The following is a 24,585-nucleotide window of genomic DNA, read 5'->3' on the forward strand; positions in this document are numbered from 1 at the left end:
CGCAGGGCCTCGACGACCCAGGGGGCGGCGCCGGGTTCCAGACGGGCCACGGCGGGCAGGGCGGCCGGCCACCAGCCGTCGGTGACCAGGAGACGCACGGCCAGTGTGCGGCCGAGCGGCGGTGCCACCACGGGAGCCAGGGCGGCTGCCGCGCGTGCACTGACCCGGTCCGGCTCCTCGTCCAGACCGGCCACCCTGGCCGCATGATCGTGCCGGCCGGCGGCGACCAGCTCCTCGACGAGAGTGTCCGCCTCCTTCTTTCCGCCCAGCTCGGCGACCAAGTGCTCGTACCGGTCGTACCAGGCCGCCTCGACCATCGCCCGTACGACCATCCCGGCGGTGGTGGTCCCTGACCGCGCCACCACATGCCGTCATGATGCCGAAGGGCCGGGAGGCGACGAGCGGCTCTCGTGGGGACAATGGAGCTGTTCAGCCGGACCCAGGGGGGCCGGAGGCGAGGCCATGACCTTCGTACAGCTCATCGAATGCAGGACCAGCCGGCTCGACGAGATGAACCGGCTGATGGACAGGTGGGTCGAGCAGACCAAGGGGAAACGGACCGCTACGCACAGTGTCGTGGCGAAGGACCGGGCGGACTCCTCGCACATCGTCGAGATCGTGGAGTTCCCGTCGTACGAGGACGCGATGCGCAACTCCGGGCTTCCGGAGACCGACCGGATCTTCCAGGACATGGTGGCGCTCTGCGAGGAGGCGCCGACGTTCACGGACCTGGACGTGGTGCGGGACGAGCAGCTGAACGCGGCCACGGCGCGCAGGTTCTTCGAGCTGGCGCCCGGGCAGGGTGCGGCGCCCCCGTTCAACGACGTGTTCATCGAGGGCTACCACGACCATGATCCGGCCAATGTGCAGGACGTCATCGGGCTGGACGCGTTCCGGCGCGAGGTGGAGGTGTGGCGGGGCGGGTTCGACTTCTCGTTCACGATCGAGGACCAGATCGCCCAGGGCGACCGGGTGTGCACGCGGTGGGCCTGGAAGGGGCACCACAAGGGGGATTTCCTCGGGATTCCGCCGACCGGGAAGGACGTCACCATGACCGGGACGACCATCCACCGCTGCACGCCGGACGGGAAGCTCGCCGAGGGCTGGTGGCAGTACGACCGGCTGGGGCTGATGCAGCAGCTCGGGGCGCTGGACCCGCTGGAGTTGTGACGGGACCCGCACACGGGAGAAGCCCCCGTTCCGCGCGAGGCGGGGCGGGGGCTTCTCGCAGAGGTCGGTGCCTCAGTGGGCGTGGCCGTGGCCGTGGCCGTGGCCCGCGCCGGCCGGCTCCTCCTCTTCCTTCTTCTCGACGACCAGGGTCTCGGTCGTGAGCAGGAGGGAGGCGATGGAGGCGGCGTTCTCCAGGGCGGAGCGGGTGACCTTGACCGGGTCGATGACGCCGGCCTTGACCAGGTCGCCGTACTCGCCGGTGGCGGCGTTGAAGCCCTGGCCCTTGTCGAGCTCGGCGACCTTGGAGGTGATGACGTAGCCCTCCAGGCCGGCGTTCTCGGCGATCCAGCGCAGCGGCTCGACGACCGCGCGGCGGACGACCGCCACACCGGTGGCCTCGTCGCCGGTCTTGCCGAGGCTGCCCTCGAGGACCTTGGCGGCGTGGACCAGAGCGGAGCCACCACCGGAGACGATGCCCTCCTCGACCGCGGCGCGGGTCGCGGAGATGGCGTCCTCCAGACGGTGCTTGCGCTCCTTGAGCTCGACCTCGGTGGCGGCACCCACACGGATGACGCACACGCCGCCGGCCAGCTTCGCGAGGCGCTCCTGGAGCTTCTCGCGGTCCCAGTCGGAGTCGGTGGTCTCGATCTCGGCCTTGATCTGGGCGACACGGCCCTGCACGTCGTCCTTGTTGCCGGCGCCGTCGACGACCGTGGTGTCGTCCTTGGTGACGGTCACGCGGCGGGCGGAGCCGAGCACGTCCAGGCCGACCTGGTCGAGCTTGAGGCCGACCTCCTCGGAGACGACCGTGGCGCCGGTGAGGACCGCCAGGTCCTGCAGCATCGCCTTGCGGCGGTCGCCGAAGCCGGGGGCCTTCACCGCGACGGCGTTGAAGGTGCCGCGGATCTTGTTCACGACGAGGGTCGACAGGGCCTCGCCCTCGACGTCCTCGGCGATGATCAGCAGCGGCTTGGAGGAGTTGGACTGGATGACCTTCTCCAGCAGCGGCAGGAGGTCCGCGATGGCGGAGATCTTGCCCTGCGTGATGAGGATGTACGGGTCGTCCAGGACGGCTTCCATGCGCTCCTGGTCCGTCACGAAGTACGGCGACAGGTAGCCCTTGTCGAAGGCCATGCCCTCGGTGAAGTCCAGCTCCAGACCGAAGGTGTTGGACTCCTCGACGGTGATGACACCGTCCTTGCCGACCTTGTCCATCGCCTCGGCGATGAGCTCGCCGACCTGCTGGTCCTGGGCGGACAGCGCGGCGACGGCGGCGATGTCGGACTTCTCGTCGATCGGGCGGGCCGAGGCGAGCAGGTCCTCGGAGATCGCGGCGACGGCGGCGTCGATGCCCTTCTTCAGGGCGGCCGGGGAGGCACCGGCGGCGACGTTCCTCAGGCCCTCGCGCACGAGCGCCTGGGCGAGCACGGTCGCGGTGGTCGTACCGTCACCCGCGATGTCGTTGGTCTTGGTCGCCACCTCCTTGACCAGCTGGGCACCGAGGTTCTCGTACGGGTCCTCGATCTCGACCTCGCGGGCGATCGTGACACCGTCGTTGGTGATGGTGGGGGCGCCGAACTTCTTGTCGATGACGACGTTGCGGCCCTTGGGGCCGATCGTCACCTTGACCGTGTCGGCAAGCTTGTTGACGCCGCGCTCGAGGGCGCGACGGGCGTCCTCGTCGAACTTCAGGATCTTCGCCATGGGAGCGTGAGCCCTCTTCCGGAATCAGGGTTAACGGCACTGCGCCCCGGGCGCCCGGCTTCTTATCGATCGCGGGGGGCCAGGGGCGCAGCTCAAAGCAATGTGCTTGGGGTGAATTACTTCTCGACGATCGCGAGCACGTCGCGGGCCGAGAGGACGAGGTACTCCTCGCCGTTGTACTTCACCTCGGTGCCGCCGTACTTGCTGTAGAGCACGACGTCGCCGACGGAGACGTCGAGCGGAAGACGGTTGCCGTCCTCGAAGCGGCCCGGGCCCACGGCCAGGACGACGCCCTCCTGGGGCTTCTCCTTGGCGGTGTCCGGGATGACCAGGCCAGAGGCGGTGGTCTGCTCGGCGTCGAGCGGCTGGACCACGATGCGGTCCTCGAGCGGCTTGATGGCAACCTTGGAGCTGGTGGTCGTCACGATCCGACCTCCCCCTTCGGAGATCTCACGGGGTTAACTGTCTGAGGTGGCGACCAGGTGGATCCGTCGTCGCGGGTGCCGGACCTGCCCGTCGCTGTGTTGGCACTCTCCAGTGGGGAGTGCCAGAGCCGAGACTATGACTGCGATTAGCACTCGGTCAAGCGGACTGCTAATTCGCCGCGGCGCGTCGGCCAGGTGCTCTTTACAGGTAGTCCTCCAGCCGCCCCACGCGAAGCCCCCTCCTCTCGATCTCCCGCAACAGCCGCTCCGTCCGTTCCGTCAGGGTCGGGGAGGCCGTCTCGCCCGACGGCACCGAGACGATGTCGCCGGGCCGCAGCCCGGGGCGGCCGCGGGTGTACGTCAGCTCGCCCTCGGCGTTCGCCGACGCCCGCCACAGGACGACCGCCGTGATGCCGCAGTCGGCGGCGGCGCGCAGGGTCGTCGTGTCGTACGTGCCGTAGGGCGGGCGGAAGAGGCGGGGGCGGATGCCGAAGCGGGAGCGGAGTTTGTGCTGCTGGCCGCAGATCTCGGCGCGCTGGCCGGCGTAGGGCAGGCCGCGCAGGGCGGGGTGGTCGAGGGTGTGGTTCTGGATGGACGCGCCGACCGCGCGCAGGCGGGCGAAGTGGCCGTAGCCGGGACCCACGACGCTGTCCGTGAGGAACATGCTGACCGGAAGCCGCCGTTCGCGGACGAGGGTGACGAAGCCGGGGTCGCGCTCGGCGCCGTCGTCGTAGGTCAGGAAGACCACCCGGTCGCGGGTGCGGACGTGGTCCACGACGGGCGGGAGATCGTCGCGGCCGCCCCGGTCCGGCCCGCGGACGTCGCTCGACGCGTGCGCCGGGGACTGGCCCCGGCCGTCCGCACCTGTGTGCTCCCCCGCGGCCCCGGCGCAGCCGGCCAGCAGGATCGCGCCCGCGCACACCACGGCGGCCGGCGACCGCCGCCTCACAGGTAGTCCTCCAGCCGGCCCACCGCGTACCCCTCGGCCGTGACCTTGTTCAGGAAGCGGCGGATCATGTCGGGCATCGTGCCCTGCCAGTGGTCGCGGCCGCGGAAGTGGGTGAGGACGATGTCGCCCGGGTGCAGTCGCCGGTCCCACTCGCGGTACTCCCAGTGGTCGGCGAAGACCTCCTCGTTCCAGAGGGGGGCGTACTCGATGCCGCAGGCCTTGGCGGCGCGCAGGGTCGCCCTGTCGTAGCTGCCGTAGGGCGGACGGAAGAGGGTGGGGCGCGTGCCGTAGCGCTTCTCGATGAGGCGCTGCATGCCGCAGATCTCCCGCTTCTGCGTGCGGTAGGGCAGGCCCCGCATGAGGCGGTGGCGGAGGGTGTGGTTGTTCAGGACGACGCCCCGGTCCTGCATCTTCTCGAAGTAGCCGTAGTCGTTCCGGATCAGGTAGCCGCTGAGGAAGGCGCTGTACGGGACCTTCAGGTCGCTCATCATCCGCAGGAACGCCGGGTCCTTCTCGGCGCCGTCGTCGATGGTGAGGAAGACGACCTTGTCCCGGGTGGGGACGGTGGTGAAGACGGGCGGGAGGTTCAGTCTCCGGTGGCCCTTCACCTCGAAACCCTCGCGGGTCCTGATCGTCGGCTTCTTCGCGGGGGCCGGCGGGGCGGTCAGCGGGACCGTCCGCAGCCCCCAGCGCTGCGCGGCGGCGACCCGGGCGGCGTGCGCGGTGCGCAGTTTGGAGGCGTAGGAGTCGAGCGCGCGGGCCGGGGGCGCGTCGAGAGGCTGCTGGCCGCCGGCCGCGGTGATCCGGCCGTTGTCGCCCTGCGCGCAGCCCGAGGCGATGGCGGCGAGGGTGAGCACGGCGAGGCCGATCCGCACACCGCCAGATGCCCGCCTTTTGTCATTTTGTACGACTGCTCGCATGATGCGGGATCCTCGCAGCCGTCCTCCCCGGACCGGCCCCGACACCGCGACGGACAGCGCAGCATCCACCGAGTGGCCCACATACGGTCCGGGTCGGGCTGGACGGCCGCCCACACCGCCCCGTGGCCCACAATGATCCGGTGAACGACCTCGCCCTCCTCCTCACCCCCGAAGGCCGCGCCCTCCTCGACGAGGTGCGGGACACCGATCCGGCGCGGGAGCTGGCCGTCGCGACCCGGTTGCGCCGTGAGCACCCCGCCCAGCTGGTGTCGGCGGCGCTGGGGCAGGCGCGGCTGCGGCAGCGGGCGGTGGTGAAGTTCGGGGCCGAGGACGCGGGACGGATGTTCTTCACGCCGAACGGGGTGGAGCAGTCGACCCGGGCGAGCGTGGCGGCCTACCGGGCGCGGCGGCTCGCGGAGTCGGGCGTGGCCTCGGTCGCCGACCTGTGCTGCGGCATCGGCGGTGACGCGATCGCGCTGGCCCGGGCCGGGATCCGGGTCCTGGCCGTCGACCGTGACCCGGCGACGGCCGCGGCGGCCCGGGCGAACGCCGAGGCGCTGGGGCTGGCCGGACTGATCGAGGTGCGGGAGGCGGATGTCACGGAGGTGGACACGGCCGGTTACGACGCCGTGTTCGTCGACCCGGCCAGGCGCGGCGGCCGGGGCCGGATCTTCGACCCCGAGGCGTACTCGCCGCCGCTGTCCTGGGCGGTCTCCGCGGCCCGCCGCGCCCCTCGCGCCGCCGCGCTGAAGATCGCCCCCGGCATCCCGCACGAGGCGGTCCCCGAGGACGCCGAGTCCGAGTGGATCTCCGACGGCGGTGACGTGAAGGAGGCGGTGCTGTGGTTCGGCACCGAGCCGGGGGCGGTACGGGCCACGCTGCTGCCGGGCCCGCGCACCCTGCTCTCCCGCGGCCTGCCCGACCCGGCGGTCCGCCCGCCGGGCCGCTACCTGTACGAGCCCGACGGCGCCGTCATCCGGGCCCACCTGGTCGCCGAGGTGGCCGAGGAGCTCGACGGCGGGCTGCTGGACGCGACGATCGCCTACGTCACCGCGGACGAGCTGCGCCCGACCCCGTACGCCACCGCCTACGAGATCACCGACCATCTCCCCTTCAACGTCAAGAAGCTGAAGGCGCTGCTGCGGGAGCGGGAGGTCGGGAACCTCACCGTGAAGAAGCGCGGCTCGGCGGTCGAGCCGGAGGAACTCCGCAGGAAGGTCAAGCCCCAGGGGCCGCACGCGGCGACGGTGTTCCTGACCCGGGTGGCGGGGGCGCCGGCGATGCTCATCGGGCACCCGGCCTGACCTTCAGGACTGCTCCGCCGCCCGCCGCAGCAGCAGGTCCCGCTCCCGCTCGTTCCGCGTCAGCGACGCCGCCCGTTCGAACTCCGCCCGGGCCTCCGCCGTACGGCCGAGGCGGGCGAGGACGTCGCCGCGGACGCTGGGCAGCAGGTGGTAGTCCCGCAGGGCGGGGTCGCCGCGCAGAGCGTCCACGAGGGGCAGGGCGGCCTCCGGGCCCTCGGCCATCGAGACGGCCACCGCGCGGTTCAGTTCCACGACCGGGGACGGGGTACGGGTGGCCAGCAGGCCGTACAGCGTGGCGATGCGGGGCCAGTCGGTCTCCTCGTACGTGTGGGCGTGCGCGTGGCAGGCGGCGATCGCGGCCTGCAGGAGGTACGGGCCCGGGGCGCCGGAGGAGGTGGCCTCGGCCCTGCCCAGCGCGGCGACGCCGCGGGCGATGAGCATGCGGTTCCAGCGGGCGGGGTTCTGGTCCTTGAGGAGGACGGGTTCGCCGGAGGGGCCCGTGCGCGCCGCCGTGCGGGACGCCTGGAACTCCAGGAGCGCGGTCAGGCCGTGCACTTCGGGTTCCTTCGGCATCAGGGCCGAGAGCACGCGGGCCAGGCGCAGGGCGTCCTCGCACAGGGACGGGCGGAGCCAGTCGTCGCCGGCCGTGGCGGCGTACCCCTCGTTGAAGACGAGGTAGATGACGTCGAGGACCGAGCCGAGGCGGGCCTCGCGGTCGGGGCCGTAGGGCACCTCGAAGGCGATGTTCCGCGTCGCCAGGGTGCGTTTCGCACGGACGATGCGCTGTGCGACGGTCGGCTCGGGGACCAGGAAAGCGCGGGCGATCTCGGCCGTGGTCAGGCCGCCGAGGAGGCGCAGGGTGAGGGCGGTGCGGGCCTCGGTGGACAGGACCGGGTGGCAGGCGGTGAAGACCAGGCGGAGCAGGTCGTCGTCGATGTCGTCCGGGTCGGCGGGCTCCTCCGGGGGAGCCACCGCCGACGGGTCCCGGCCGATCTCCGCCAGCTTGCGGGCGTAGTTCTCGCGGCGGCGGACCAGGTCGACAGCGCGGTTGCGGGCGGTGGCCATGAGCCAGGCGCCCGGGTTGTCGGGCACCCCGTCCCGCGGCCACCGCTCCAGCGCGGCGACCAGCGCGTCCTGCGCGAGTTCCTCGGCGATACCGACGTCCCGGACGACCCGGGCGACGCCGGCGACGATGCGGGGCGACTCGATACGGAAGACCGTCTCGATGGCTGTGTGGGTGCCGCTCGGATCGGCCGTGGCGCCGCTCGGATCGGCCGTGGCGCCGCTCGGGTCGGCGGTGGTAGCGCTTGGACCGGCCGCGATGCCTCTCGAAGCGGCGGTGATGCCGCTCGGACCGGCCACGGTGCCGCTCGGACCGGCCGTGGTGCCGCTCGGACCGGCCGTGGTACCGCTCGGACCGGCCATGACGCGGCTCGGACCGGCCGTGGTACCGCTCGGACCGGCAGTGGTGCCGCTCGGATCGGCCACGGTGCCGCTCGGACCGGCCGTGTCGCGGCTCGGACCGGCCGTGTCGCGGCTCGGACCGGCCGTGGTGCCGCTCGGACCGGCCACGGTACCGCTCGGGTCGGCGGTGGGCTGCGGGGTCACAGCCCACCATCAGACACCCCCGGCGCCGCCCGGCCAAGGAGAACCGGTCAGCCCTCGGCGATCTGCCGGACCTCGGCGGTGATCGTCCAGTAGTCCTCGTGCAGGGACAGGAACCGCTTGGTCCACTCGATCGCCTCGGCCTTGTCCTTGCACTGGCTGATCGAGTAGCCGCCGATGACCTCCTTGGACTCGGTGAACGGCCCGTCGGTGACGGAGAGCTTCCCGTCCTCCCAGGTCACCCGGCTGCCGTCCGCGGTCGGGGTGAGACCGGCCGTGTCGAGCATGACCCCGGCCTTGGTGATCTCCTCCAGGAGCTTGCCCATGCGCTCCTGGAGTTCGGGGCTCGGGCCCTCGGCGGGGGCGTTCTTCTCGTCGATGCGGATCAGGGTGAGAAAGCGCGGCATGGTGACTCCTCGGGGCTGTGCGGAGCGAGGTCCTTCCTCGCTCTCACCCCTGCGTCGATCGGGAGACCTCCGGATCGACACGCTCACCGGATTTTTCTCACGGATTTTTCGCGCAGCGCGTCCGCGCAGGTCAGCGCAGTGACTCCCACAGCTTCCGGGCCTCCGGCTCCTCGGCCACCACCCGGTTGGGATCCGACGGCGCCCGCACGACCGGCATCGTCACCGTCCGCACCGCGCTCGCCGACAGACCCTGCACGCTCTGCCCGAGCCGGGTCAGCTCGCCGAGGGAGTCCAGGCCGGTGTCGGTGGTGAGGCCGGCGGTCACGGCGTCCGCGACCCGGTACAGCTTCGCCGGGTCGGTGAGCAGGTCCTGCGCGGCGATCTGGTCCAGCAGGGCCTTCACCAGCTTCTGCTGGAGGCCTATCCGCCCCAGGTCGCTGCCGTCGCCTATGCCGTGCCGGGTGCGGGCCAGGGCGAGGGCCCGCGTGCCGTCCAGGTGGTGGGTGCCCGCCTTCAGGTGCAGATGGCTGTCGTCGTCGGCGATGTCCTCGTCCGTGGTGACGGTGACGCCGCCGAGCGCGTCGACGAGCTTGGCGAAACCGGAGAAGTCGATCTCGATGTAGTGGTCCATGCGGACGTCGGTCATCGACTCGACCGTCTTCACCGCGCAGGCCGGTCCGCCTACGGCGTACGCGTCGTTGAACATGGAGTTGTGGGCGACGGCCGTCGACCCGCCGGCCGGGCGCGGACAGGAGGGGCGGGTGACCAGCGTGTCGCGCGGGATGCTCACCGCCGTCGCGCTGGTGCGCCCGGCGTCGAGGTGGACGACCATCGCCGTGTCGGAGCGGGCACCGGAGCTGTCGCCTCCGCCGAGCCGCTGGTTCTCCTCGCCGCTGCGCGAGTCGGACCCCAGGACCAGGATGTTGAGGGCCTCGCCGGGCAGGGCCGCCGATGCCGAGGGGGACGGCGTGACCACCGGCTTGAGCGGGCGGTTGTCGCCGAGCGCGTTGTCGATGTCGACGCTCTTGATGTTGTCGTTGAGATGCCAGTAGGCCCAGCCCGCCGAGCCGGCGCCGAGCACCAGCGCACCCGCCAGGGCGAGGCCGGCGATCCGCAGCGCTCTCGATCGCCGGCCCACCGCTCTGCCCGCGTCCCCGTCCCCGTGTCCGTCATGTCCCGTCACGGGCAGGAACGTACGTCCGAATTATGACGAGCAGGGACCCCAAGGCGCTTTTTCTTCGGAAATTCTCAGACTTCCCCGTCCGGTCTCACCCCAGTGTCACCACGGGCACCGGATTGCTCCCGCTCCACGAGCCGTTGAAGCCGAAGGTGACCGAACCGCCGTCCGGCACCGACCCGTTGTAGGGGGCGTTCGTACAGCTGACCTTCGCGCCCGACTGCGTGCAGTTCGCGTTCCAGGCCTGCGTGATCCGCTGCCCGGCGCCGAACGTCCAGTCCGCCTTCCACGACGACAGCGAGGCCCCCGAGCAGGCGATCCGCACCTGGCCCGTATAGCCCGTGTTCCACTGGCTGGTGACGCTGTACGTCGCCGAGCAGGCCCCCGTGGGCGGGGTCGTCGTCCCGCCGAGGGCCTCCGCGATGGCGTGGTACGCCGGTTTCGGCTGGTAGTTCTCGTCGTACGGGGTCGCCGCGCCCTCGCCCGGGAAGGTGTCCGGGATCCAGGAGTCGGAGTCGGTGAAGCCCCAGACGGTGACACCCGTACAGCGCGCGACCGCCACGCAGGCGTTCATGACCGCCTTGTAGTCGGCGGCCTGCTGGGTCAGCTTCGCCTGCGTCGCCGGCAGCTGCATCCGTATGTCCAGCTCGGTGACGGCCACGTCGACGCCCAGGTCGGCGAAGCGCTGGATGTTCTGCTGCAGCGTGGAGGGCACCTGGCCGACGATGAGATGGGCCTGGAGCCCGACTCCGTCGATCGGGACGCCGCGCTCCTTCAGGGACTTGACCAGGTTGTACAGGGCGGTGCTCTTCGCGTTGACGCCCTCGACGTTGTAGTCGTTGATGTACAGCTTGGCACCCGGGTCGGCGGCCCGCGCCCAGGTGAGGGCCTGCGCGATGTAATCCTGGCCGAGGGTGTCGTGGAAGAGGGTCCGGCGGTAGGTGCCGTCCTCGTTGAACGGCTCGTTCACCACGTCCCAGGCGGCCAGCCGGCCCTTGTAGCGGCCGACCTCGGTGGCGATGTGGTCCTGGACCACGGCGCCGAGCTGCTCCCGGGTCCAGCTGCCGTTCGTCAGCCACCCCGGGTTCTGCTGGTGCCAGAGCAACGTGTGGCCGCGCACCCGCTGGCCGTGGGCCTCGGCGAAGTCCACGATGCGGTCGGCCTCGGCCCAGTCGTAACTGCCCCGGCTCGGCTCGACGGAGCCCCACTTCATGGCGTTGCCGGGGGTGAGCCAGTTGAACTCGCGGCCTGCGATCTCGCCGTAGGTGCCGGTGAGTTTCGAACCGGTGACCGCCGTGCCCATGGCCCTGCCCTTGGCCTCGGCCAGGTCGCGCAGCGGGGCGTCGGCGGCGTGGGACGCGGGGGCCGCGAGCAGCAGCGAACCGGCCGTGACGACTCCGGCCAGCAGGGAGGTGAGTAAACCCGATCTCAGCGATCTCATTGCGGGTGCCTCCGAAAGTTTCGGTTGTGCAACCGATTGGCTTCGGTGCAGTGTGGAGGCGCCCGGAACACCCGTCAATACAGCATCAGTGGTCAGCCGCCCGCGGGCGCCGCCGCCGTACTGCTGCGCACGACCAGGCTCGTCGCCAGCTCCACCCGGGTGGCCGCCGGGGTGCCGGCCTCGCGGCCGAGGTCGAGGACCAGCTTGGCCGCCGCCTCCGCCATCTCCGTCAGCGGCTGCCGTACGGTCGTCAGCGGCGGCCCGACCAGGGGCGCCACCGGCAGATCGTCGAACCCGACGACGCTCAGGTCCTCCGGGATGCGCAGCCCCAGCTCGCGCGCGGCCTCGTACAACCCGAGCGCCTGGAGGTCGTTCCCGGCGAAGACGGCGGTCGGCCGGTCCGGGCGGCGCAGCAGCTCCAGACCCAGCCGGTAGCCGGCCTCGTGATGGAAGTCGCCGTTCGCGATCAGCGCGGGGTCGACCGGCAGCCCGGCCGTCTCCAGCGCGGCCCGGTAGCCGTCGACCCGGGCGCGGCTGCACATCATCTGCGTCGGCCCGCTGATCGCGCCGATCCTGCGGTGCCCCAGCTCCACCAGATGCCGGGTGGCGGCGAGACCGCCCTGCCAGTTGGTCGCGCCGATCGAGGGCACGTCGGCCCCCGGGTCACCGGCCGGGTCCATCACCACGAACGGGATGGCGCGGCTGGTCAGCAGTGCCCGCTGGGACTCGTCGAGCCCGGACAGGACCAGGATCACGCCGTGCGGGCGGCGCGCGGCGACCTGGTCGGCCCAGGTCCGCCCCGGGGTGAGCCGCCCCGCGCTCTCGGACAGCACCACGCTGAGCCCCGCGTCCCGGGCGACGTTCTCCACGCCCCGGATGACCTCCAGCGCCCAGGCGCTCTCCAGCTCGTGAAAGACCAGGTCGATGAGGGGTGAGCGGGTCGCCTCGGCACGGCGGCGCCGGTAGCCGTGGGCCCGCAGCAGGTCCTCGACGCGGGCCCGCGTGGCAGGGGCGACGTCGGCCCGCCCGTTCAGCACCTTCGAAACAGTCGGTGCCGACACACCGGCCTCACGGGCGATCTCGGCGAGGGTCGCGGTCTGCGCGCTGCGCCCCTGCGTCCGGGTTTGCGTCCGGCTTTCAACCGGCTCCGGGGATGTCATGGCGGCGATCGTATCCCTGCGGGCCCCCTTGACGAAGTCCCCGTGGCGCCATAGGTTCCCGGAACATTCGACATAGTTACCGAAACATTCGCTGAAGCGGGCGTGAGAACGCTCGTGAGCACCGTTCGTGAGAGGGCCGTCCGTCCACCCGACAGGAGCTTCATGACCACCGCGCCCTGGCGTGACCCCGCCCTGCCCGCCGCCGCCCGCGTCGACGATCTGCTCTCCCGGATGACCCTGGAGGAGAAGGCCGCCCAGCTGTACGGCGTGTGGGTGGGCGCCGCGACGGACGGCGACGGAGTCGCTCCGCATCAGCACGACATGACGGTCGAGTACTCCGACGAGGCATGGGCCGAGCTGATCACCCGCGGCCTGGGCCAGCTCACGCGCTCCTTCGGCACCGCCCCCGTGGACCCGGCGCTGGGCGCGCAGGCACTGGCCCGCGCCCAGCGCCGTATCACCGAGGCCGGCCGCTTCGGCATCCCGGCGGTCGCGCACGAGGAGTGCCTGGCCGGCTTCACCGCCTGGCAGGCCACGGCCTACCCCGTTCCGCTGGCCTGGGGCGCGACCTGGGATCCCCCGCTGGTCGAGGAGATGGCCCGCCGCATCGGCGCCGACCTGCGCTCGGCCGGTGTGCACCAGGGGCTCGCGCCGGTCCTGGACGTCGTACGCGATCCGCGCTGGGGCCGCGTGGAGGAGACGATCGGCGAGGACCCGTATCTGGTCGGCACGGTCGGTACGGCCTATGTGCGGGGCCTGGAGTCGGCCGGGGTCGTCGCCACGCTGAAGCACTTCGCCGGGTACGCCTCCTCGGCCGGCGCCCGCAACCTGGCGCCCGTACGGGCCGGCACCCGAGAGTTCGCGGACGTCACCCTCCCGCCGTTCGAGATGGCGCTGCGCGAGGGCGGGGCCCGCTCGGTGATGGCCGCCTACACGGAGCGGGACGGCGTTCCGGCCTCGGCGGACCCCGAGTTGCTGACCGGGCTCCTGCGCGAGGAGTGGGGCTTCTCCGGCACGGTCGTCGCGGACTACTTCGGCATCGGCTTCCTCCAGACTCTCCACCGGGTCGCCGGCACCCCGGCCGAGGCGGCCCACGCGGCCCTGGAGGCCGGCATCGACGTCGAACTGCCGAGCCTGAAGTGCTACGGCGATCCGCTGGTGGACGCGGTCCGCTCGGGCGAGATCCCCGAGGACCTCGTGGACCGCGCGGCCCGGCGCGTCCTGCTCCAGAAGTGCGAACTGGGCCTGCTGGACGAGGACTGGACCCCCGAGCCGGCCGGCACGGTCGAGCTCGACTCGACGGGCAACCGGATCCTGGCCCGCCGCATGGCCGAGGAGTCCGTCGTCCTGCTCGACAACCCCGACGGCCTACTCCCGCTCGCCCCCGACACCCGGATCGCGGTGATCGGCCCCCGGGCGGCCGACGCCCTGGCCATGCTGGGCTGCTACTCCTTCCCCTCCCACGTCCTCACCCACCACCCCGGCGTCCCGACCGGCATCGAGATCCCGACCGTCCTCGACGCCCTGCGCACCGAACTGCCCGACGCGAAGGTGACGTTCGCGCCGGGCTGCGACGTGACGGACCCGGACACCTCCGGCTTCGAGGAGGCCGTCGCCCGCACCGCCGAGGCGGACGTGTGCGTGGCGGTCCTCGGCGACCGGGCGGGCCTGTTCGGCCGCGGCACCTCGGGCGAGGGCTGCGACGCGACGGACCTCGCCCTGCCGGGCGCCCAGGGCGAGCTGCTGGACGCGCTGGTGGCCACGGGCGTCCCCGTGGTGCTGGTGCTGCTGACCGGCCGCCCCTACGCACTCGGCCGCTGGCACGGCCGCCTGGGCGCGGTCGTCCAGGCGTTCTTCCCGGGGGAGGAGGGCGGCCCGGCGGTGGCGGGAGTGCTGTCGGGCCGCGTGAACCCGTCGGGCCGCCTCCCCGTGAGCGTCCCGCAGGTCCCCGGCGGCCAGCCCTGGACCTACCTCCAGCCGCCCCTCGGCCTCGCGGGCGAGGTCAGCAACCTCGACCCGACCCCGCTGTACGCGTTCGGTCACGGCCGCTCGTACACGACGTTCGCGTGGGAGGACGGCACGGGCGGCGCGGAGCCGGCGGAGATCGGCACGGACGGGACGTACGACGTCTCGGTGACCGTCCGCAACACCGGCGACCGCGAGGGCGCGGAGGTCGTGCAGCTGTACCTCCACGACCCGGTGGCGTCGGTGACCCGGCCCGACGTACGGCTGGTCGGCTACCAGCGCGTGCGGCTGGCGCCGGGGGAGGCGGCCCGGGTGCTGTTCCGTTTCCACACGGACCTGTCGGCGTTCACCGACCGTTCAGGCCGCAGGGTGGTCGAACCGGGCGCCCTGGAACTACGGTTGGCGGCGTCCAGCGCGGACGTACGCCACACGGCCCACCTCACGCTCACCGGCCCGGTCCGGGTCCTCGGCCCCGACCGGCGGCTGCGGTGCGAGACGGAGGTGACGGACGCCGGGTGACGGTGCGGGTCAGTCGGCGCCCACCGACTCGAACCGCCACCGGTGCACGGCCCGTGTGACCAACTCCCCGTCCGGCTCCGGCAGTTCCGGCAGCTCGGCGTCGTAGGGGGCGTCCCACCAGGTGATGACGAGGACCCGGTCCTGGGGGGCGCGCAGGGTCTCCCTGCGCAGGGGTGCGCGGGGCAGTTCCTGCGCCCGTGCCCAGGCCAGCAGGTCCTCGCCCCGGCCGGGCACGGCCCGCGCCTCCCACATCAGGGCGACCGTCACGAGTACAGGTTCTCCTTGCTGACCTCGTGCACATGGTCGTGGTCGTGGCGGTGGCCCGGGACATGCGGTTCCGTCACCGGCAGGGACGAGTCCGCCGGCAGGTCCCAGTCCGACGCGGCCCGGTCTCGGGCCACCATCTCCGCGCCGAGCGCGGCGACCATCGCGCCGTTGTCCGTGCACAGCTTGGGCCGCGGCACCCGCAGCCGGATCCCGGCCGCCTCGCAGCGCTCCTGGGCCAGGGCGCGCAGCCGGGAGTTGGCGGCCACCCCGCCGCCGATCATCAGGTGGTCGACGCCCTCGTCCTTGCAGGCCCGGACGGCCTTGCGGGTCAGCACGTCCACGACCGCCTCCTGGAAGGAGGCCGCCACGTCCCGCACCGGGACCTCCTCCCCCGCCGCCCGCTTGGCCTCGATCCAGCGCGCCACGGCCGTCTTCAGCCCGGAGAAGGAGAAGTCGTAGGCCGGGTCGCGCGGACCGGTCAGGCCGCGCGGGAAGGCGATCGCGTCCGGGTCGCCCTCGCGTGCGTACCGGTCGATGACCGGGCCGCCCGGGAAGCCCAGGTTCAGCACGCGGGCGATCTTGTCGAAGGCCTCACCGGCCGCGTCGTCGATGGTCGCGCCCATCGGGCGGACGTCGGAGGTGATGTCCGCGGACAGCAGCAGCGAGGAGTGGCCGCCGGACACCAGCAGCGCCATGGTCGGCTCGGGCAGCGGGCCGTGCTCCAGCTGGTCGACGCAGATGTGCGAGGCGAGGTGGTTGACGCCGTACAGGGGCTTGCCGAGCGCGTACGCGTACGCCTTCGCCGCCGAGACGCCGACCAGCAGGGCACCGGCGAGGCCGGGACCGGCGGTGACGGCGATGCCGTCGAGGTCGCGGGCGCTGACGCCCGCCTCCTTCAGCGCGCGGTCGATGGTGGGGACCATCGCCTCCAGATGCGCCCGCGAGGCGACCTCGGGCACGACACCGCCGAAGCGGGCGTGCTCGTCGACGCTGGAGGCGACGGCGTCGGCGAGCAGGGTGGTGCCGCGGACGATGCCTACGCCGGTCTCGTCGCAGGAGGTCTCGATGCCGAGGACGAGCGGCTCGTCGCGTGAGTCAGTCATTGGTCTGGGTTCCTTGTACGGGAGCCGAACCCGCGGCGGAGCCGCTGTCGGGTTTCGTGGTCAGTCGCATCACCAGGGCGTCCACGTTCCCCGGCTGGTAGTAGCCGCGCCGGAAGCCGATGGCCTCGAAGCCGAAGCGCTCGTAGAGCTTCTGCGCGCGGACGTTGTCCACCCGGCACTCCAGCATCACCTCGGCGCACTCGAAGGCGGTCGCGGCCCGCAGCAGCTCGGAGAGGAGCCGGCCGCCCAGTCCCGTCCCCCAGTACTCCCGGGTGACGGCGATGGTCTGGATGTCGGCCTGCTCGCCGGAGGAGGCGACACCGGCGTACCCGACGATCCGCTCCCCCGCCTCGGCCACGAGGTACTTCCGGGTCGCCTCCGGCCCGCGCGCATGGGCCAGCTCGGACCAGAACATGCCCCGCGACCAGGCGTCGTCCGGGAACAGGTCCCGCTCCAGCTCCAGCACGGAGTCGATGTCCCACCAGCGCATCTCGCGCAGCACACACGTCTCGGACGTCTCGGACCCGGTCACTTGGGGGTGACCACCTTGTAGTTCTTGGGGACCTGGGCGTCGGGGCGGCGCAGATACAGCGGCCGAGGCGCGGGGAGTTCCTCGCCCGCCGCGAGCCGCTGTGCGGCCAGCCGGGCGAGGGCGGCGGCGGACACGTGCTCGGGCTCGTACACCTGGGGGAAGGTGTCCGGGTACAGAAGCGCGCCCGCGCCGACCGCGGGCAGGCCCGCGACCTGCTCGGCGATGTCGGCGGGCCGGTCGACGGCCGGGTCGGTGAGGCGGGTGCGGGAGTCGGCGTAGCGGGCCCAGTACACCTCCTTGCGGCGGGCGTCGGTCGCCACGACGAACGGGCCCTCCAGGTCGGCGGCGTAGGCGAGGCCGTCCAGCGTGCACACGCCGTGCACGGGGACGCCGAGCGCGAGCCCGAAGGTCTCGGCGGTCATCAGACCGACACGCAGTCCGGTGTACGGACCCGGCCCGATGCCGGCGACGACACCGGTGACGGCGTCGAGCTTCAGACCGGCCTCGGCGAGCACCCGGTCGATCGCCGGCAGCAGCAGTTCCCCGTGCCGGCGCGCGTCCACCTGACTCGACGAGGCGATGACGTCCCGGCCGTCGTGCAGCGCGACGGTGACGGCGGGGGTGGCGGTATCCAGAGCGAGCAAGAGCACGCAAACAGCCTACGGCTCCCCGGGGCCCGTGTCGGACGTACCTGTCGGGCCGTCACCTGCTGCTACCGTCACCTTCCGTCACGGTGCCGCGTACGCACCGTGCGCGACAGGGACGTACGACACGGAGGTGGCAGCCGGTGGCAGTCAGCAGCTCGGGGATCGTGGCCGCGCTCACCGCCGCGGCCCTGGCGACGGTCGGCTACCTCGCCCACCAGGCGTCACAGACCCTCCCGGCCGGCCTGGGCCGGTCACAGGCGGGCGGCGCCGCTCCGGCGGCCGGTGTCTCGAAGCCGCCGCCCCAGGCCAGGAAGGACCCCGCCGCGCTGCCGGACGGCTCCGGCAAGGGCGCACGGGTCGTGTACTCCCTGCGCGGCGACCGGGTGTGGCTGGTCGGCGGGGACGAGGCGGTCACCCGCACGTTCAAGGTCGCCCCGAGCACGGTGGACCCGTCCCTGGGCTCCTACTCGGTCACGTCCCGCTCGAACGCGGTCACCGGCTCCGACGGCGTCCCCGTCGAACACGTCGTGCGCTTCACCAACGTGGACGGCGTGGTCATCGGCTTCAGCGCAGCCGTGAACGCCTCGCCCCCCGCCCGGGCCCCGAAGGCCCGCACGGGCGGCATCCGCGAGTCCCGCGCGGACGGCGAGGCGATGTGGACGTTCGCGACGATCGGCCGCAAGGTGGTGGTGGTCCGCTAGGCGGCCGGGAGCCGGGCGGCCGGGGCGACCGTTAGCCGGGCGGCCGTGAGCGGGGCTGCCGGGCGGCCGGGCGGTGGGCCGCCGGGCCAATGGGCCGCAGGCCGCAGAGTCGCTAGGCCGCTAGGCCGCCGGGCCGCTAGGCCGCCGGGCCGCTAGGCCGCCGGGCCGCTAGGCCGCTAGGCCGCTAGGCCACAGGGCCGCAGGCCGCCAGGCCGCAAGGTCACGCCGGGCCGCAGGCCGCCGGGCCGCAGGCCGCCGGGCCGCAAGGTCACGATCGCCTGACGGCCAGAGTCCCGCGCGGACCATGAGGTGATGTGAACGTTCGCGACGATCGGTCGCAAGGTCGTGGTCCGCCGGGCGTCGGGGCGATGGGCCATTGGGTCACTGGGGCGCCAGCCGCTGGGGCCGCAGGCCGCAGATCGCCAGGCCGGCTGGGCCGCTAGGCCGCTGGGCCACAGGCCGCAGGGTCACAGGCCGCAGGGTCACAGGCCGCAGGGTCACTGGGCCTAGGGGCCCATCGGACCCCTAGGCCATCGGACCACCGGGCCGCAGGGCCGCCGGGCCACCGGGCCGCAGGGCCGCCGGGCCGTGGCCTCAGCCGGGGCGCTACGCCGCTTCGCGGTGGGCTGGCGCCGGCTTCGTGAGGTCCGGCTCGGGTGCCCGTGGGGGCGTGGAGATCAGGGCCGCTGCCTCGCCCGCCGCCAGCAGGTCGCGCATGGACACCCCGGCGACCGCGTACGGCAGCGGCTGCCCCTTGCTCTCTGTAGCCGACATGGACGCCTCCCGAAGGCGGGGCGGACGTAGTTAGGTAGACCTAACTACGGACTGGATACCATGTGACCACGCACAAGACGCCGAACGCAACATTTTGCCGACGCCTTGTCGGAACGTTCATCAAAACACCACGCGCCGGGAGCTACGCCGCGAGCACGCTCAGGTCCGCCGAGGCCCAGCGTTCCCCCACACCGGTGATCGTCATCTGCCTGACCTCGTCGGTCGTGTCGCCCACCGCGCGGTGGATCACCACCTGGAGCCGGTCCTCGGTCAGCTCCTCGACCTTGCCCTCGCCCCACTCCACGACGACCACGGACTCGGGCAGCGAGACGTCGAGATCGAGGTCTTCCATCTCGTCCAGACCGCCGGAGAGCCGGTAGGCGTCGACGTGGACGAGCGGTGGGCCGTCGCCCAGCGAGGGGTGCACCCGGGCGATCACGAACGTCGGCGAGGTGACGGCCCCGCGCACGCCGAGCCCCTCGCCCAGCCCACGCGTCAGCGTCGTCTTGCCCGCCCCGAGCTCCCCGCTGAGCATCACCAGGTCACCCGCCCGCAGCAGTTTCGCGAGCCGGCGGCCCAGCTCCCGCATCTGCTCGGGGGACGTGACGACGATCTGGACGGATCCGGGCTCAGCCGGGTTGTGCGGTGCTGCTGGTGCTTCCATAGCCCTTCACGGTAGCTCCTGCGGGCACGGCACCCGTGCGGGTGAGCAGGTCGGCGAGGCGGTCGGTGACCACTTCCGGGTGTTCCAGCATCACCAGGTGCCCCGCGTCCGGCACCAGCACCAGCTCCGCGTCCGGCAGCAGATCGGCGATGGCCTCGCTGTGCTCACTCGGCGTGACCAGGTCCCGCACCCCGGCCAGGACGAGTACCGGCATGTCCGCGAAACACCCGAGCGCCTCCGTCTTGTCGTGGTCGTTGAACGCCGGGTAGTACTCGGCGACCACGTCGATGGGCGTGCTCTCGATCATCCGCTCGGCGAACCGGGCGACGGCCGGGTCGACGTCCCGGGACGCGAACGAGTACCGCTTGATGACCCCGGCGAACAGGTCCGCGGTGGCCCGGCGCCCCTTCTCCACCAGCTCGGCCCGCTGCCCCATCACCTTCAGCACGCCGGGCAGCACCCGCCGCACCGCGTTGACGCCGGCCACCGGAAGCCCGTAGTTGACCTCGCCGAGCCGCCCCGACGACGTCCCGACGAAGGCCACCCCGACGACCCGCTCCCGGACCAGCTCGGGGTACTGGTCGGCCAGCGCCATCACCGTCATACCGCCCATCGAGTGCCCGACCAGCACGAGCGGCCCTTCGGGCGCGGCCGCGTCGATGACGGCCTTCAGGTCGCGGCCCAGCTGCTCGATGGTGACCGGCTCGTCCCGCCCCTGGGCCACGCCCCGCCCGGACCGGCCGTGGCTGCGCTGGTCCCAGTGCACGGTCCGTACGACGCCTCTGAGCGCCGCCCGCTGGAAGTGCCAGGAGTCCTGGCTGAGGCAGTAGCCGTGGCTGAAGACGACGGTGACGGGGGCGGGGGCCTTCCGGCCGAAGAGCCTGCGGCGGCGGGGGCCGATGGCGGCGGGGGCGGCCTCGGGGTCGAGTTCGTCGACCTCGTAGTACAGCTCCGTGCCGTCGTCGGCGAACGCCTTGCCGGGCATGCCGCGCAGCGAGCCGTAGGGCCCCGCGGAGTCGAGGGCGAGCCGGGCCTTCTGGCGTATGCCCCGGCCGACCGTCATCCGCTCCAGGGCGACGCCGGCGGCCGCGCCCGCGGCCACCACGCCTATCGCGACACCGGCGATGCCGGTCGCCCGGCGCCAGCCTCCCGCCGCCCCCGCGGCGGAGGCCGCGACGGCCGCGGTGGCGGCGTTCGCGACGACCTCCGCACTGCTCTCGCTCACGTACCGCTCCTCTTCGCCGGGGCTGCTGCCGATGCTGCTGGTGGTGGTCCTGCCAATGATGCTGGTGGCGATGGTGCTGGTGTTGTCAGGGTCCCTGTTGTTCTGCGCGTGACCGGTCCTCTGGGCGAGTTACCCGTCCTGTTCCTCATTCACATAGACGCGAGGAACGCGCGTTCCGATCCGGGTCACGATCTCGTAGGCGATGGTTCCGGCCGCCTGCGCCCAGTCCTCGGCGGTGGGCTCGCCGCGGTCCCCGGGACCGAAGAGCACCGCCTCGGCGCCCGGCGCGGGCTCGTCGCCGCCCAGGTCGACCACGAACTGGTCCATGGCGACCCGCCCCGCGATCGTGCGCCACTTGCCCTCGACCAGGACCGGCCCGGCCGAGGAGGCGTGCCGCGGGATGCCGTCGGCGTAGCCCAGCGGGACGAGGCCGAGGGTGGTCGCCCCCGGCGTCACATACCGGTGGCCGTAGCTGACGCCGTGCCCGCCCGGCACGTGCTTGACCAGGGCGAGCGAGGCGGACAGCGTCATCACCGGGCGCAGCCCGAAGTCGGCCGGGGTGCCCAGCTCCGGGCTGGGCGAGATGCCGTAGGTGGCGATGCCGGTGCGGACCAGGTCGAAGTGGCTCTCGGGCAGCGTGAGCGTGGCCGGCGAGTTGGCGATGTGCCGCACCTCGGGGCGGACGCCCCGCTCCTCGGCGTACGCGACCATCTCCCGGAAGCGGCCGAGCTGGGCGGCGATGGAGGGGTGGCCGGGCTCGTCGGCGCAGGCGAAGTGCGACCACAGCCCCGTGACGCGCAGGAGCCCCTCGGCCTCGGCGCGCAGCGCCTCCCGGACCAGATCGGCCCAGTCGTCCCCGGGCTGGCAGCCGCCCCGTCCGAGCCCGGTGTCGGCCTTGAGCTGCACCCGCGCGGGCCGGTCCGCCCGCCGGGCGGCCTCGGTGACCTCCGCCAGGGCCCACATCCCGCTGACGGACACGTCGACGTCCGCCTCGATCGCCTCGCGCCAGGGCCCGCCCGGCGTCCACAGCCAGCACATGATGCGGCCCGGGAGCCCGGCGGCCCGCAGGGCGAGGGCCTCCTCGGGCGTCGCCGTGCCCAGCCAGTCCGCTCCCGCGGCGACGGCCGCGCGGGCACACGGCACGGCCCCGTGGCCGTACGCCTCGGACTTCACCACGGCCATCAGGGCAGCGCCCGGCGCGTGGGCACGCAGCACCCGCACATTGGCCCGCAGGGCGGCCAGGTCGATCTCCGCGCGGGCCCGCAGGGGCGCGGTCCGCGGGGCTGTTCTCTCGCTCATCGCGCCCAGTGTCTCAGAGGGGCCCGACCCGCCCGAGGCAGCGGCCCCGACGGCAATGCCTACGTCCCGGGCCTGCGCCCCCACACGAACATGCGATCCCCCTTCTTCAGCACGCTCCACGGCCTCCGCGCGTCGGGGACGGAGCGATTGACGCAGCCCCTGGAGCCGACGGCGGTGTTGAGGCTGCCGTAGACGCCGTGGGAGGCCTGTCCGCCGCTGAAGAACGCCACCCGGCGCGGGTCCGGTACGCGGCCCGCCCGCTGCGGATCGGCACCGCCCCGAACACGACCTTCCGCCCCTTCTGCACCCAGGTCAGCTGCCGGCTGAGATCCGAGCGGCACCGGCGACACCGACGGGCATCGCGGTGACAGTGGTGACACGGTGATAGGCGGTTTCCCGGTGCAGCTCGCCCGCGCGACCGCCTCCCCCAACGGCCACAGGCCGTATCAGCGGCAGGTCGAGCGGTGGCTGGGGCTCAGGGTGGACGGGGTGCAGTCGGCGGCCGGCTGCCGGGTCATCCGGGCGTTCCAGGTGAGGCATCAAACCGGCCATCGGGTTCGCCGGGCCCGTGACGTGGGGCCGGATGCAGTACCTGTCGGCGCGCCGGAACCCCAATGCCGCCGGTCGGTGCCCGGTGCGGAGCCACCCCGTGGCGTGTGCCAGCTCGCCCAGGGGCCCCGGAGCGGGCGGCACGGGAAGAGCAGGAGGGCGATGACGCGCCCGGCGGTACATCTGCTGGTCATGTGATCAAGAAACGGGGCGCCGGGGCGGCCCGGCGTTGCCGCGCGGCCGGGTCCCCCGAACGGCCCGCACCTGACGACGGCGCTCAGCCACTCCCAACCCATCCGGCACTTGAAGACGAAACCGTCACGCCAAAGCGGAGGCCCCAGGACGCCAGCCCCCGAACGGCCCGCACCGAACAGCGACCCTCGGCCACTACCAGCCCGTCCGGCGCTTGAGGACGAGGCCGTCCAGGCCGAAGCGGGGCCCGGGGGCGGCAGCCCCCGGACTCGGGACGGGAAGGGGAGGAGGGGGCGATCCACCCCCACGGCAATCCCCACCGGCCCCCGGCCTCCCCCCTCTCCCTCATCCCAGAACATTCCGCCAAGCCCCCGGAACCGCCTCCGCCACGTCATGCGCCCCCACCGGCGCCCCGTCCGCCGCCAGCCTCCCGGCCAGCCCGTGCACATACGCCCCCACACTCCCCGCGTCCACCGCCGAAAGCCCCGCCGCCAGCAGCGACCCCGCGAGCCCCGACAGCACGTCCCCGCTCCCCGCCGTGGCCAGCCAGGACGTCCCCGTCGGATTCACCCGCACCACACCGCCCTCCGAGGAGGCGACCAAGGTCGTTGACCCCTTCAGCAGCACGGTCGCCCCGTACCGCCCGGCCAGCTCCCGCACCGCGGCCAGCCGCCCGCCTTCGACCTCCTCCCGGTCGACCCCGAGTAGCGCCGCCGCCTCCCCGGCGTGCGGCGTCATCAGCGTCGGCGCCCGCCGCGCCCGTACGACCCCCGCCTCGGCCAACCGCAGCCCGTCCGCGTCGACCAGCACCGGGACGTCCGCCGCCAGCACCTCCCCGACCGTCGCCGCGTCGTCCCCGGCCCCCGGTCCGACGACCCATGCCTGCACCCGCCCGGCGTGCTTCGGCCCCTGGTCAGACACGAGCGTCTCGGGGAACCGCGTGAGGACGGCGTCCCCGGCCGGCCCGACGTACCGCACGGCCCCGGCCCCGCCCCGCAGCGCCCCGGCGACGGCGAGCACGGCGGCCCCGGGGTAGCGCGCGGACCCGGCGGCGATACCGACGACACCCCGCCGGTACTTGTCGCTCTCGGCCCGCGGCACCGGCAGCAGCCGGGCCACGTCCGCGTGCTGCAACGCCTCCAGCTCCGGCTCGGCCGGCAGTTCGAGACCGATGTCGACCAGCCGCACCGACCCCGCGTACTCCCGTGCCGGATCGATCAGCAGCCCCGGCTTGTGCGTGCCGAAGGTCACCGTCAGATCGGCCCGGACGGCGACGCCGCGCACCTCCCCGGTGTCGGCGTCGACCCCGCTCGGCAGATCGACGGCGACCACGGCGCCCCGCGACCGCTCGGCGGCGGCGGCCAACGGCACCGCGTCCGGCCGCAGCCCGCCCTTCCCACCGATCCCGACGATCCCGTCCACGACGAGGTCCGCCCGCTCGACCAGCCCCTCGACACCCTGCGCGCCCGCACCGGCACCTTCGGCACCACCGGCGCTCACGACCCGCCCCCCGGCACGCCGCAGCGCCGCGAGCCCCCCGGCGTGAGCCCGCTCCGGCGCGAGCAGCACCGCCGTGACACCGGCCCCGCGCCGGGCCAGCCGGGCCCCGGCGTACAGCGCGTCACCACCGTTGTCCCCGCTCCCGACCAGCAGCACGACCCTGCTCCCGTACACCCGCCCCAGCAGGTCGGCGCAGGCCGCGGCTAGTCCGGCGGCGGCGCGTTGCATCAGCGCCCCCTCCGGCAGCCGCGCCATCAGCTCCCGTTCGGCGGTCCTGACCGTCTCCACGCTGTACGCACTACGCATGCGGTCGAGTTTCCCGTAGGACCGCCCGGCCACTCCCCCGTATCTCGCGCAACTGCGGACCGTGTCGGATCCATTGACGC

The 24,585-nt window shown here is 73.1% G+C and carries 23 protein-coding genes and 2 pseudogenes; 6 read left to right on the forward strand and 19 right to left on the reverse strand.

What is annotated here, in order from left to right:
* Positions 1 to 203: 203 nt before the first annotated feature.
* A complete protein-coding gene (locus tag ACIBL4_RS07820; RefSeq protein WP_399407539.1) occupies positions 204 to 353 on the forward strand; it encodes a hypothetical protein in 150 nt (49 codons plus the stop codon).
* A 109-nt stretch (positions 354 to 462) separates the two neighbouring features.
* Positions 463 to 1,170, forward strand: coding sequence for an ester cyclase (locus ACIBL4_RS07825; RefSeq protein ID WP_399407541.1), 708 nt, complete (start codon positions 463 to 465; stop codon positions 1,168 to 1,170).
* Positions 1,171 to 1,242: 72 nt separating this feature from the next.
* Here the strand turns inward: ACIBL4_RS07825 and groL are convergent, their stop codons facing one another.
* The 4 genes from groL to ACIBL4_RS07845 form a co-directional block, all read right to left on the reverse strand.
* Positions 1,243 to 2,874: a chaperonin GroEL gene (groL, locus tag ACIBL4_RS07830; RefSeq protein ID WP_399407543.1), complete on the reverse strand. Its 1,632-nt coding sequence runs from the start codon at positions 2,872 to 2,874 to the stop codon at positions 1,243 to 1,245.
* Between the two features lie 116 nt (positions 2,875 to 2,990).
* Positions 2,991 to 3,299, reverse strand: coding sequence for a co-chaperone GroES (groES, locus tag ACIBL4_RS07835; protein WP_003974211.1), 309 nt, complete (start codon positions 3,297 to 3,299; stop codon positions 2,991 to 2,993).
* A gap of 202 nt (positions 3,300 to 3,501) precedes the next feature.
* Positions 3,502 to 4,248 (reverse strand): polysaccharide deacetylase family protein, encoded by a 747-nt coding sequence (locus ACIBL4_RS07840; RefSeq protein WP_399407545.1) that lies wholly within the window; start codon positions 4,246 to 4,248, stop codon positions 3,502 to 3,504.
* Complete coding sequence (locus tag ACIBL4_RS07845; protein WP_399407547.1) at positions 4,245 to 5,123, reverse strand: polysaccharide deacetylase family protein; 879 nt, start codon at positions 5,121 to 5,123, stop codon at positions 4,245 to 4,247. The genes ACIBL4_RS07840 and ACIBL4_RS07845 overlap by 4 nt, the downstream gene beginning before the upstream one ends.
* A 185-nt stretch (positions 5,124 to 5,308) precedes the next feature.
* On the opposite strand from ACIBL4_RS07845, the gene ACIBL4_RS07850 reads away from it, so the two are divergent.
* Positions 5,309 to 6,472, forward strand: a complete 1,164-nt coding sequence (locus ACIBL4_RS07850; RefSeq protein ID WP_399407549.1) for a methyltransferase domain-containing protein — start codon at positions 5,309 to 5,311, stop codon at positions 6,470 to 6,472.
* A gap of 3 nt (positions 6,473 to 6,475) precedes the next feature.
* Here the strand turns inward: ACIBL4_RS07850 and ACIBL4_RS07855 are convergent, their stop codons facing one another.
* From ACIBL4_RS07855 to ACIBL4_RS07875, 5 genes are all read right to left on the reverse strand, one after another.
* Positions 6,476 to 7,897: an RNA polymerase sigma factor gene (locus ACIBL4_RS07855; RefSeq protein ID WP_399408126.1), complete on the reverse strand. Its 1,422-nt coding sequence runs from the start codon at positions 7,895 to 7,897 to the stop codon at positions 6,476 to 6,478.
* A 230-nt stretch (positions 7,898 to 8,127) separates the two neighbouring features.
* Complete coding sequence (locus ACIBL4_RS07860) at positions 8,128 to 8,484, reverse strand: YciI family protein (protein WP_086600897.1); 357 nt, start codon at positions 8,482 to 8,484, stop codon at positions 8,128 to 8,130.
* 130 nt (positions 8,485 to 8,614) lie between these two features.
* The gene (locus ACIBL4_RS07865; RefSeq protein WP_399407551.1) at positions 8,615 to 9,667 is read right to left on the reverse strand and encodes an LCP family protein; all 1,053 of its coding nucleotides are present in this window, start codon (positions 9,665 to 9,667) and stop codon (positions 8,615 to 8,617) included.
* An 85-nt stretch (positions 9,668 to 9,752) separates the two neighbouring features.
* On the reverse strand, positions 9,753 to 11,102 hold the full coding sequence (locus ACIBL4_RS07870; protein ID WP_399407553.1) for an endo-1,4-beta-xylanase: 1,350 nt from the start codon (positions 11,100 to 11,102) through the stop codon (positions 9,753 to 9,755).
* Between the two features lie 92 nt (positions 11,103 to 11,194).
* The gene (locus ACIBL4_RS07875; protein WP_356925129.1) at positions 11,195 to 12,262 is read right to left on the reverse strand and encodes a LacI family DNA-binding transcriptional regulator; all 1,068 of its coding nucleotides are present in this window, start codon (positions 12,260 to 12,262) and stop codon (positions 11,195 to 11,197) included.
* A 162-nt stretch (positions 12,263 to 12,424) separates the two neighbouring features.
* Here ACIBL4_RS07875 and ACIBL4_RS07880 point away from each other — a divergent pair, with 162 nt between their 5' ends.
* Positions 12,425 to 14,746, forward strand: a complete 2,322-nt coding sequence (locus tag ACIBL4_RS07880; protein ID WP_399407555.1) for a glycoside hydrolase family 3 N-terminal domain-containing protein — start codon at positions 12,425 to 12,427, stop codon at positions 14,744 to 14,746.
* Between the two features lie 9 nt (positions 14,747 to 14,755).
* Here the strand turns inward: ACIBL4_RS07880 and ACIBL4_RS07885 are convergent, their stop codons facing one another.
* Genes ACIBL4_RS07885 through tsaB form a run of 4 tightly spaced genes read right to left on the reverse strand, consistent with a single transcriptional unit; the run spans position 14,756 to position 17,298 of the window.
* Entirely contained in the window at positions 14,756 to 15,013 is a 258-nt protein-coding gene (locus ACIBL4_RS07885) for a hypothetical protein (protein WP_399407557.1), read from the reverse strand.
* Positions 15,010 to 16,116, reverse strand: coding sequence for a tRNA (adenosine(37)-N6)-threonylcarbamoyltransferase complex transferase subunit TsaD (gene tsaD / locus ACIBL4_RS07890; RefSeq protein WP_399407559.1), 1,107 nt, complete (start codon positions 16,114 to 16,116; stop codon positions 15,010 to 15,012). The genes ACIBL4_RS07885 and tsaD overlap by 4 nt, the downstream gene beginning before the upstream one ends.
* The gene (gene rimI / locus ACIBL4_RS07895; RefSeq protein WP_399408128.1) at positions 16,109 to 16,606 is read right to left on the reverse strand and encodes a ribosomal protein S18-alanine N-acetyltransferase; all 498 of its coding nucleotides are present in this window, start codon (positions 16,604 to 16,606) and stop codon (positions 16,109 to 16,111) included. Before rimI ends, tsaD begins: the two co-directional genes overlap by 8 nt.
* Positions 16,607 to 16,644: 38 nt before the next feature.
* The gene (gene tsaB / locus ACIBL4_RS07900) at positions 16,645 to 17,298 is read right to left on the reverse strand and encodes a tRNA (adenosine(37)-N6)-threonylcarbamoyltransferase complex dimerization subunit type 1 TsaB (protein ID WP_399407561.1); all 654 of its coding nucleotides are present in this window, start codon (positions 17,296 to 17,298) and stop codon (positions 16,645 to 16,647) included.
* Between the two features lie 137 nt (positions 17,299 to 17,435).
* Between tsaB and ACIBL4_RS07905 the strand changes: the two genes are divergently transcribed.
* Positions 17,436 to 17,996, forward strand: a complete 561-nt coding sequence (locus ACIBL4_RS07905) for a hypothetical protein (RefSeq protein ID WP_399407563.1) — start codon at positions 17,436 to 17,438, stop codon at positions 17,994 to 17,996.
* Between the two features lie 606 nt (positions 17,997 to 18,602).
* On the opposite strand, the gene ACIBL4_RS07910 is transcribed toward ACIBL4_RS07905, so the two are convergent.
* The 5 genes and pseudogenes from ACIBL4_RS07910 to ACIBL4_RS07930 form a co-directional block, all read right to left on the reverse strand.
* A complete protein-coding gene (locus ACIBL4_RS07910) occupies positions 18,603 to 18,770 on the reverse strand; it encodes a hypothetical protein (protein WP_399407565.1) in 168 nt (55 codons plus the stop codon).
* A 142-nt stretch (positions 18,771 to 18,912) separates the two neighbouring features.
* Positions 18,913 to 19,434: a tRNA (adenosine(37)-N6)-threonylcarbamoyltransferase complex ATPase subunit type 1 TsaE gene (gene tsaE, locus ACIBL4_RS07915; RefSeq protein ID WP_399407567.1), complete on the reverse strand. Its 522-nt coding sequence runs from the start codon at positions 19,432 to 19,434 to the stop codon at positions 18,913 to 18,915.
* Entirely contained in the window at positions 19,400 to 20,659 is a 1,260-nt protein-coding gene (locus ACIBL4_RS07920; protein ID WP_399407569.1) for an alpha/beta fold hydrolase, read from the reverse strand. Before ACIBL4_RS07920 ends, tsaE begins: the two co-directional genes overlap by 35 nt.
* A gap of 129 nt (positions 20,660 to 20,788) precedes the next feature.
* On the reverse strand, positions 20,789 to 21,958 hold the full coding sequence (gene alr, locus ACIBL4_RS07925; protein WP_399407571.1) for an alanine racemase: 1,170 nt from the start codon (positions 21,956 to 21,958) through the stop codon (positions 20,789 to 20,791).
* A gap of 59 nt (positions 21,959 to 22,017) precedes the next feature.
* A pseudogene (locus ACIBL4_RS07930) lies at positions 22,018 to 22,289 on the reverse strand (murein L,D-transpeptidase); the annotation flags it as partial.
* Between the two features lie 110 nt (positions 22,290 to 22,399).
* Between ACIBL4_RS07930 and ACIBL4_RS07935 the strand changes: the two are divergent.
* Positions 22,400 to 22,631: pseudogene (locus ACIBL4_RS07935) on the forward strand (murein L,D-transpeptidase); the annotation flags it as partial.
* Between the two features lie 413 nt (positions 22,632 to 23,044).
* Here ACIBL4_RS07935 and ACIBL4_RS07940 read toward each other — a convergent pair.
* Positions 23,045 to 24,505, reverse strand: coding sequence for an NAD(P)H-hydrate dehydratase (locus ACIBL4_RS07940; RefSeq protein ID WP_399407573.1), 1,461 nt, complete (start codon positions 24,503 to 24,505; stop codon positions 23,045 to 23,047).
* Between the last annotated feature and the right edge of the window lie 80 nt (positions 24,506 to 24,585).

The organism is Streptomyces sp. NPDC050416 (assembly GCF_044458845.1).
Lineage (GTDB): Bacteria > Actinomycetota > Actinomycetes > Streptomycetales > Streptomycetaceae > Streptomyces.

Excerpts from the sequence above, each read along its gene's own strand:
- ACIBL4_RS07820 (WP_399407539.1), top strand. The coding sequence starts at position 204 with ATGATCGTGCCGGCCGGCGGCGACCAGCTCCTCGACGAGAGTGTCCGC.
- ACIBL4_RS07825 (WP_399407541.1), top strand. The coding sequence starts at position 463 with ATGACCTTCGTACAGCTCATCGAATGCAGGACCAGCCGGCTCGACGAG.
- groL (WP_399407543.1), bottom strand. The coding sequence starts at position 2,874 with ATGGCGAAGATCCTGAAGTTCGACGAGGACGCCCGTCGCGCCCTCGAG.
- ACIBL4_RS07855 (WP_399408126.1), bottom strand. The coding sequence starts at position 7,897 with ATGGCCGGTCCGAGCGGTACCACGGCCGGTCCGAGCGGCACCACGGCC.
- ACIBL4_RS07860 (WP_086600897.1), bottom strand. The coding sequence starts at position 8,484 with ATGCCGCGCTTTCTCACCCTGATCCGCATCGACGAGAAGAACGCCCCC.
- ACIBL4_RS07870 (WP_399407553.1), bottom strand. The coding sequence starts at position 11,102 with ATGAGATCGCTGAGATCGGGTTTACTCACCTCCCTGCTGGCCGGAGTC.
- ACIBL4_RS07875 (WP_356925129.1), bottom strand. The coding sequence starts at position 12,262 with ATGACATCCCCGGAGCCGGTTGAAAGCCGGACGCAAACCCGGACGCAG.
- ACIBL4_RS07880 (WP_399407555.1), top strand. The coding sequence starts at position 12,425 with ATGACCACCGCGCCCTGGCGTGACCCCGCCCTGCCCGCCGCCGCCCGC.
- tsaD (WP_399407559.1), bottom strand. The coding sequence starts at position 16,116 with ATGACTGACTCACGCGACGAGCCGCTCGTCCTCGGCATCGAGACCTCC.
- rimI (WP_399408128.1), bottom strand. The coding sequence starts at position 16,606 with ATGCGCTGGTGGGACATCGACTCCGTGCTGGAGCTGGAGCGGGACCTG.
- ACIBL4_RS07910 (WP_399407565.1), bottom strand. The coding sequence starts at position 18,770 with ATGTCGGCTACAGAGAGCAAGGGGCAGCCGCTGCCGTACGCGGTCGCC.
- tsaE (WP_399407567.1), bottom strand. The coding sequence starts at position 19,434 with ATGGAAGCACCAGCAGCACCGCACAACCCGGCTGAGCCCGGATCCGTC.
- alr (WP_399407571.1), bottom strand. The coding sequence starts at position 21,958 with ATGAGCGAGAGAACAGCCCCGCGGACCGCGCCCCTGCGGGCCCGCGCG.
- ACIBL4_RS07940 (WP_399407573.1), bottom strand. The coding sequence starts at position 24,505 with ATGCGTAGTGCGTACAGCGTGGAGACGGTCAGGACCGCCGAACGGGAG.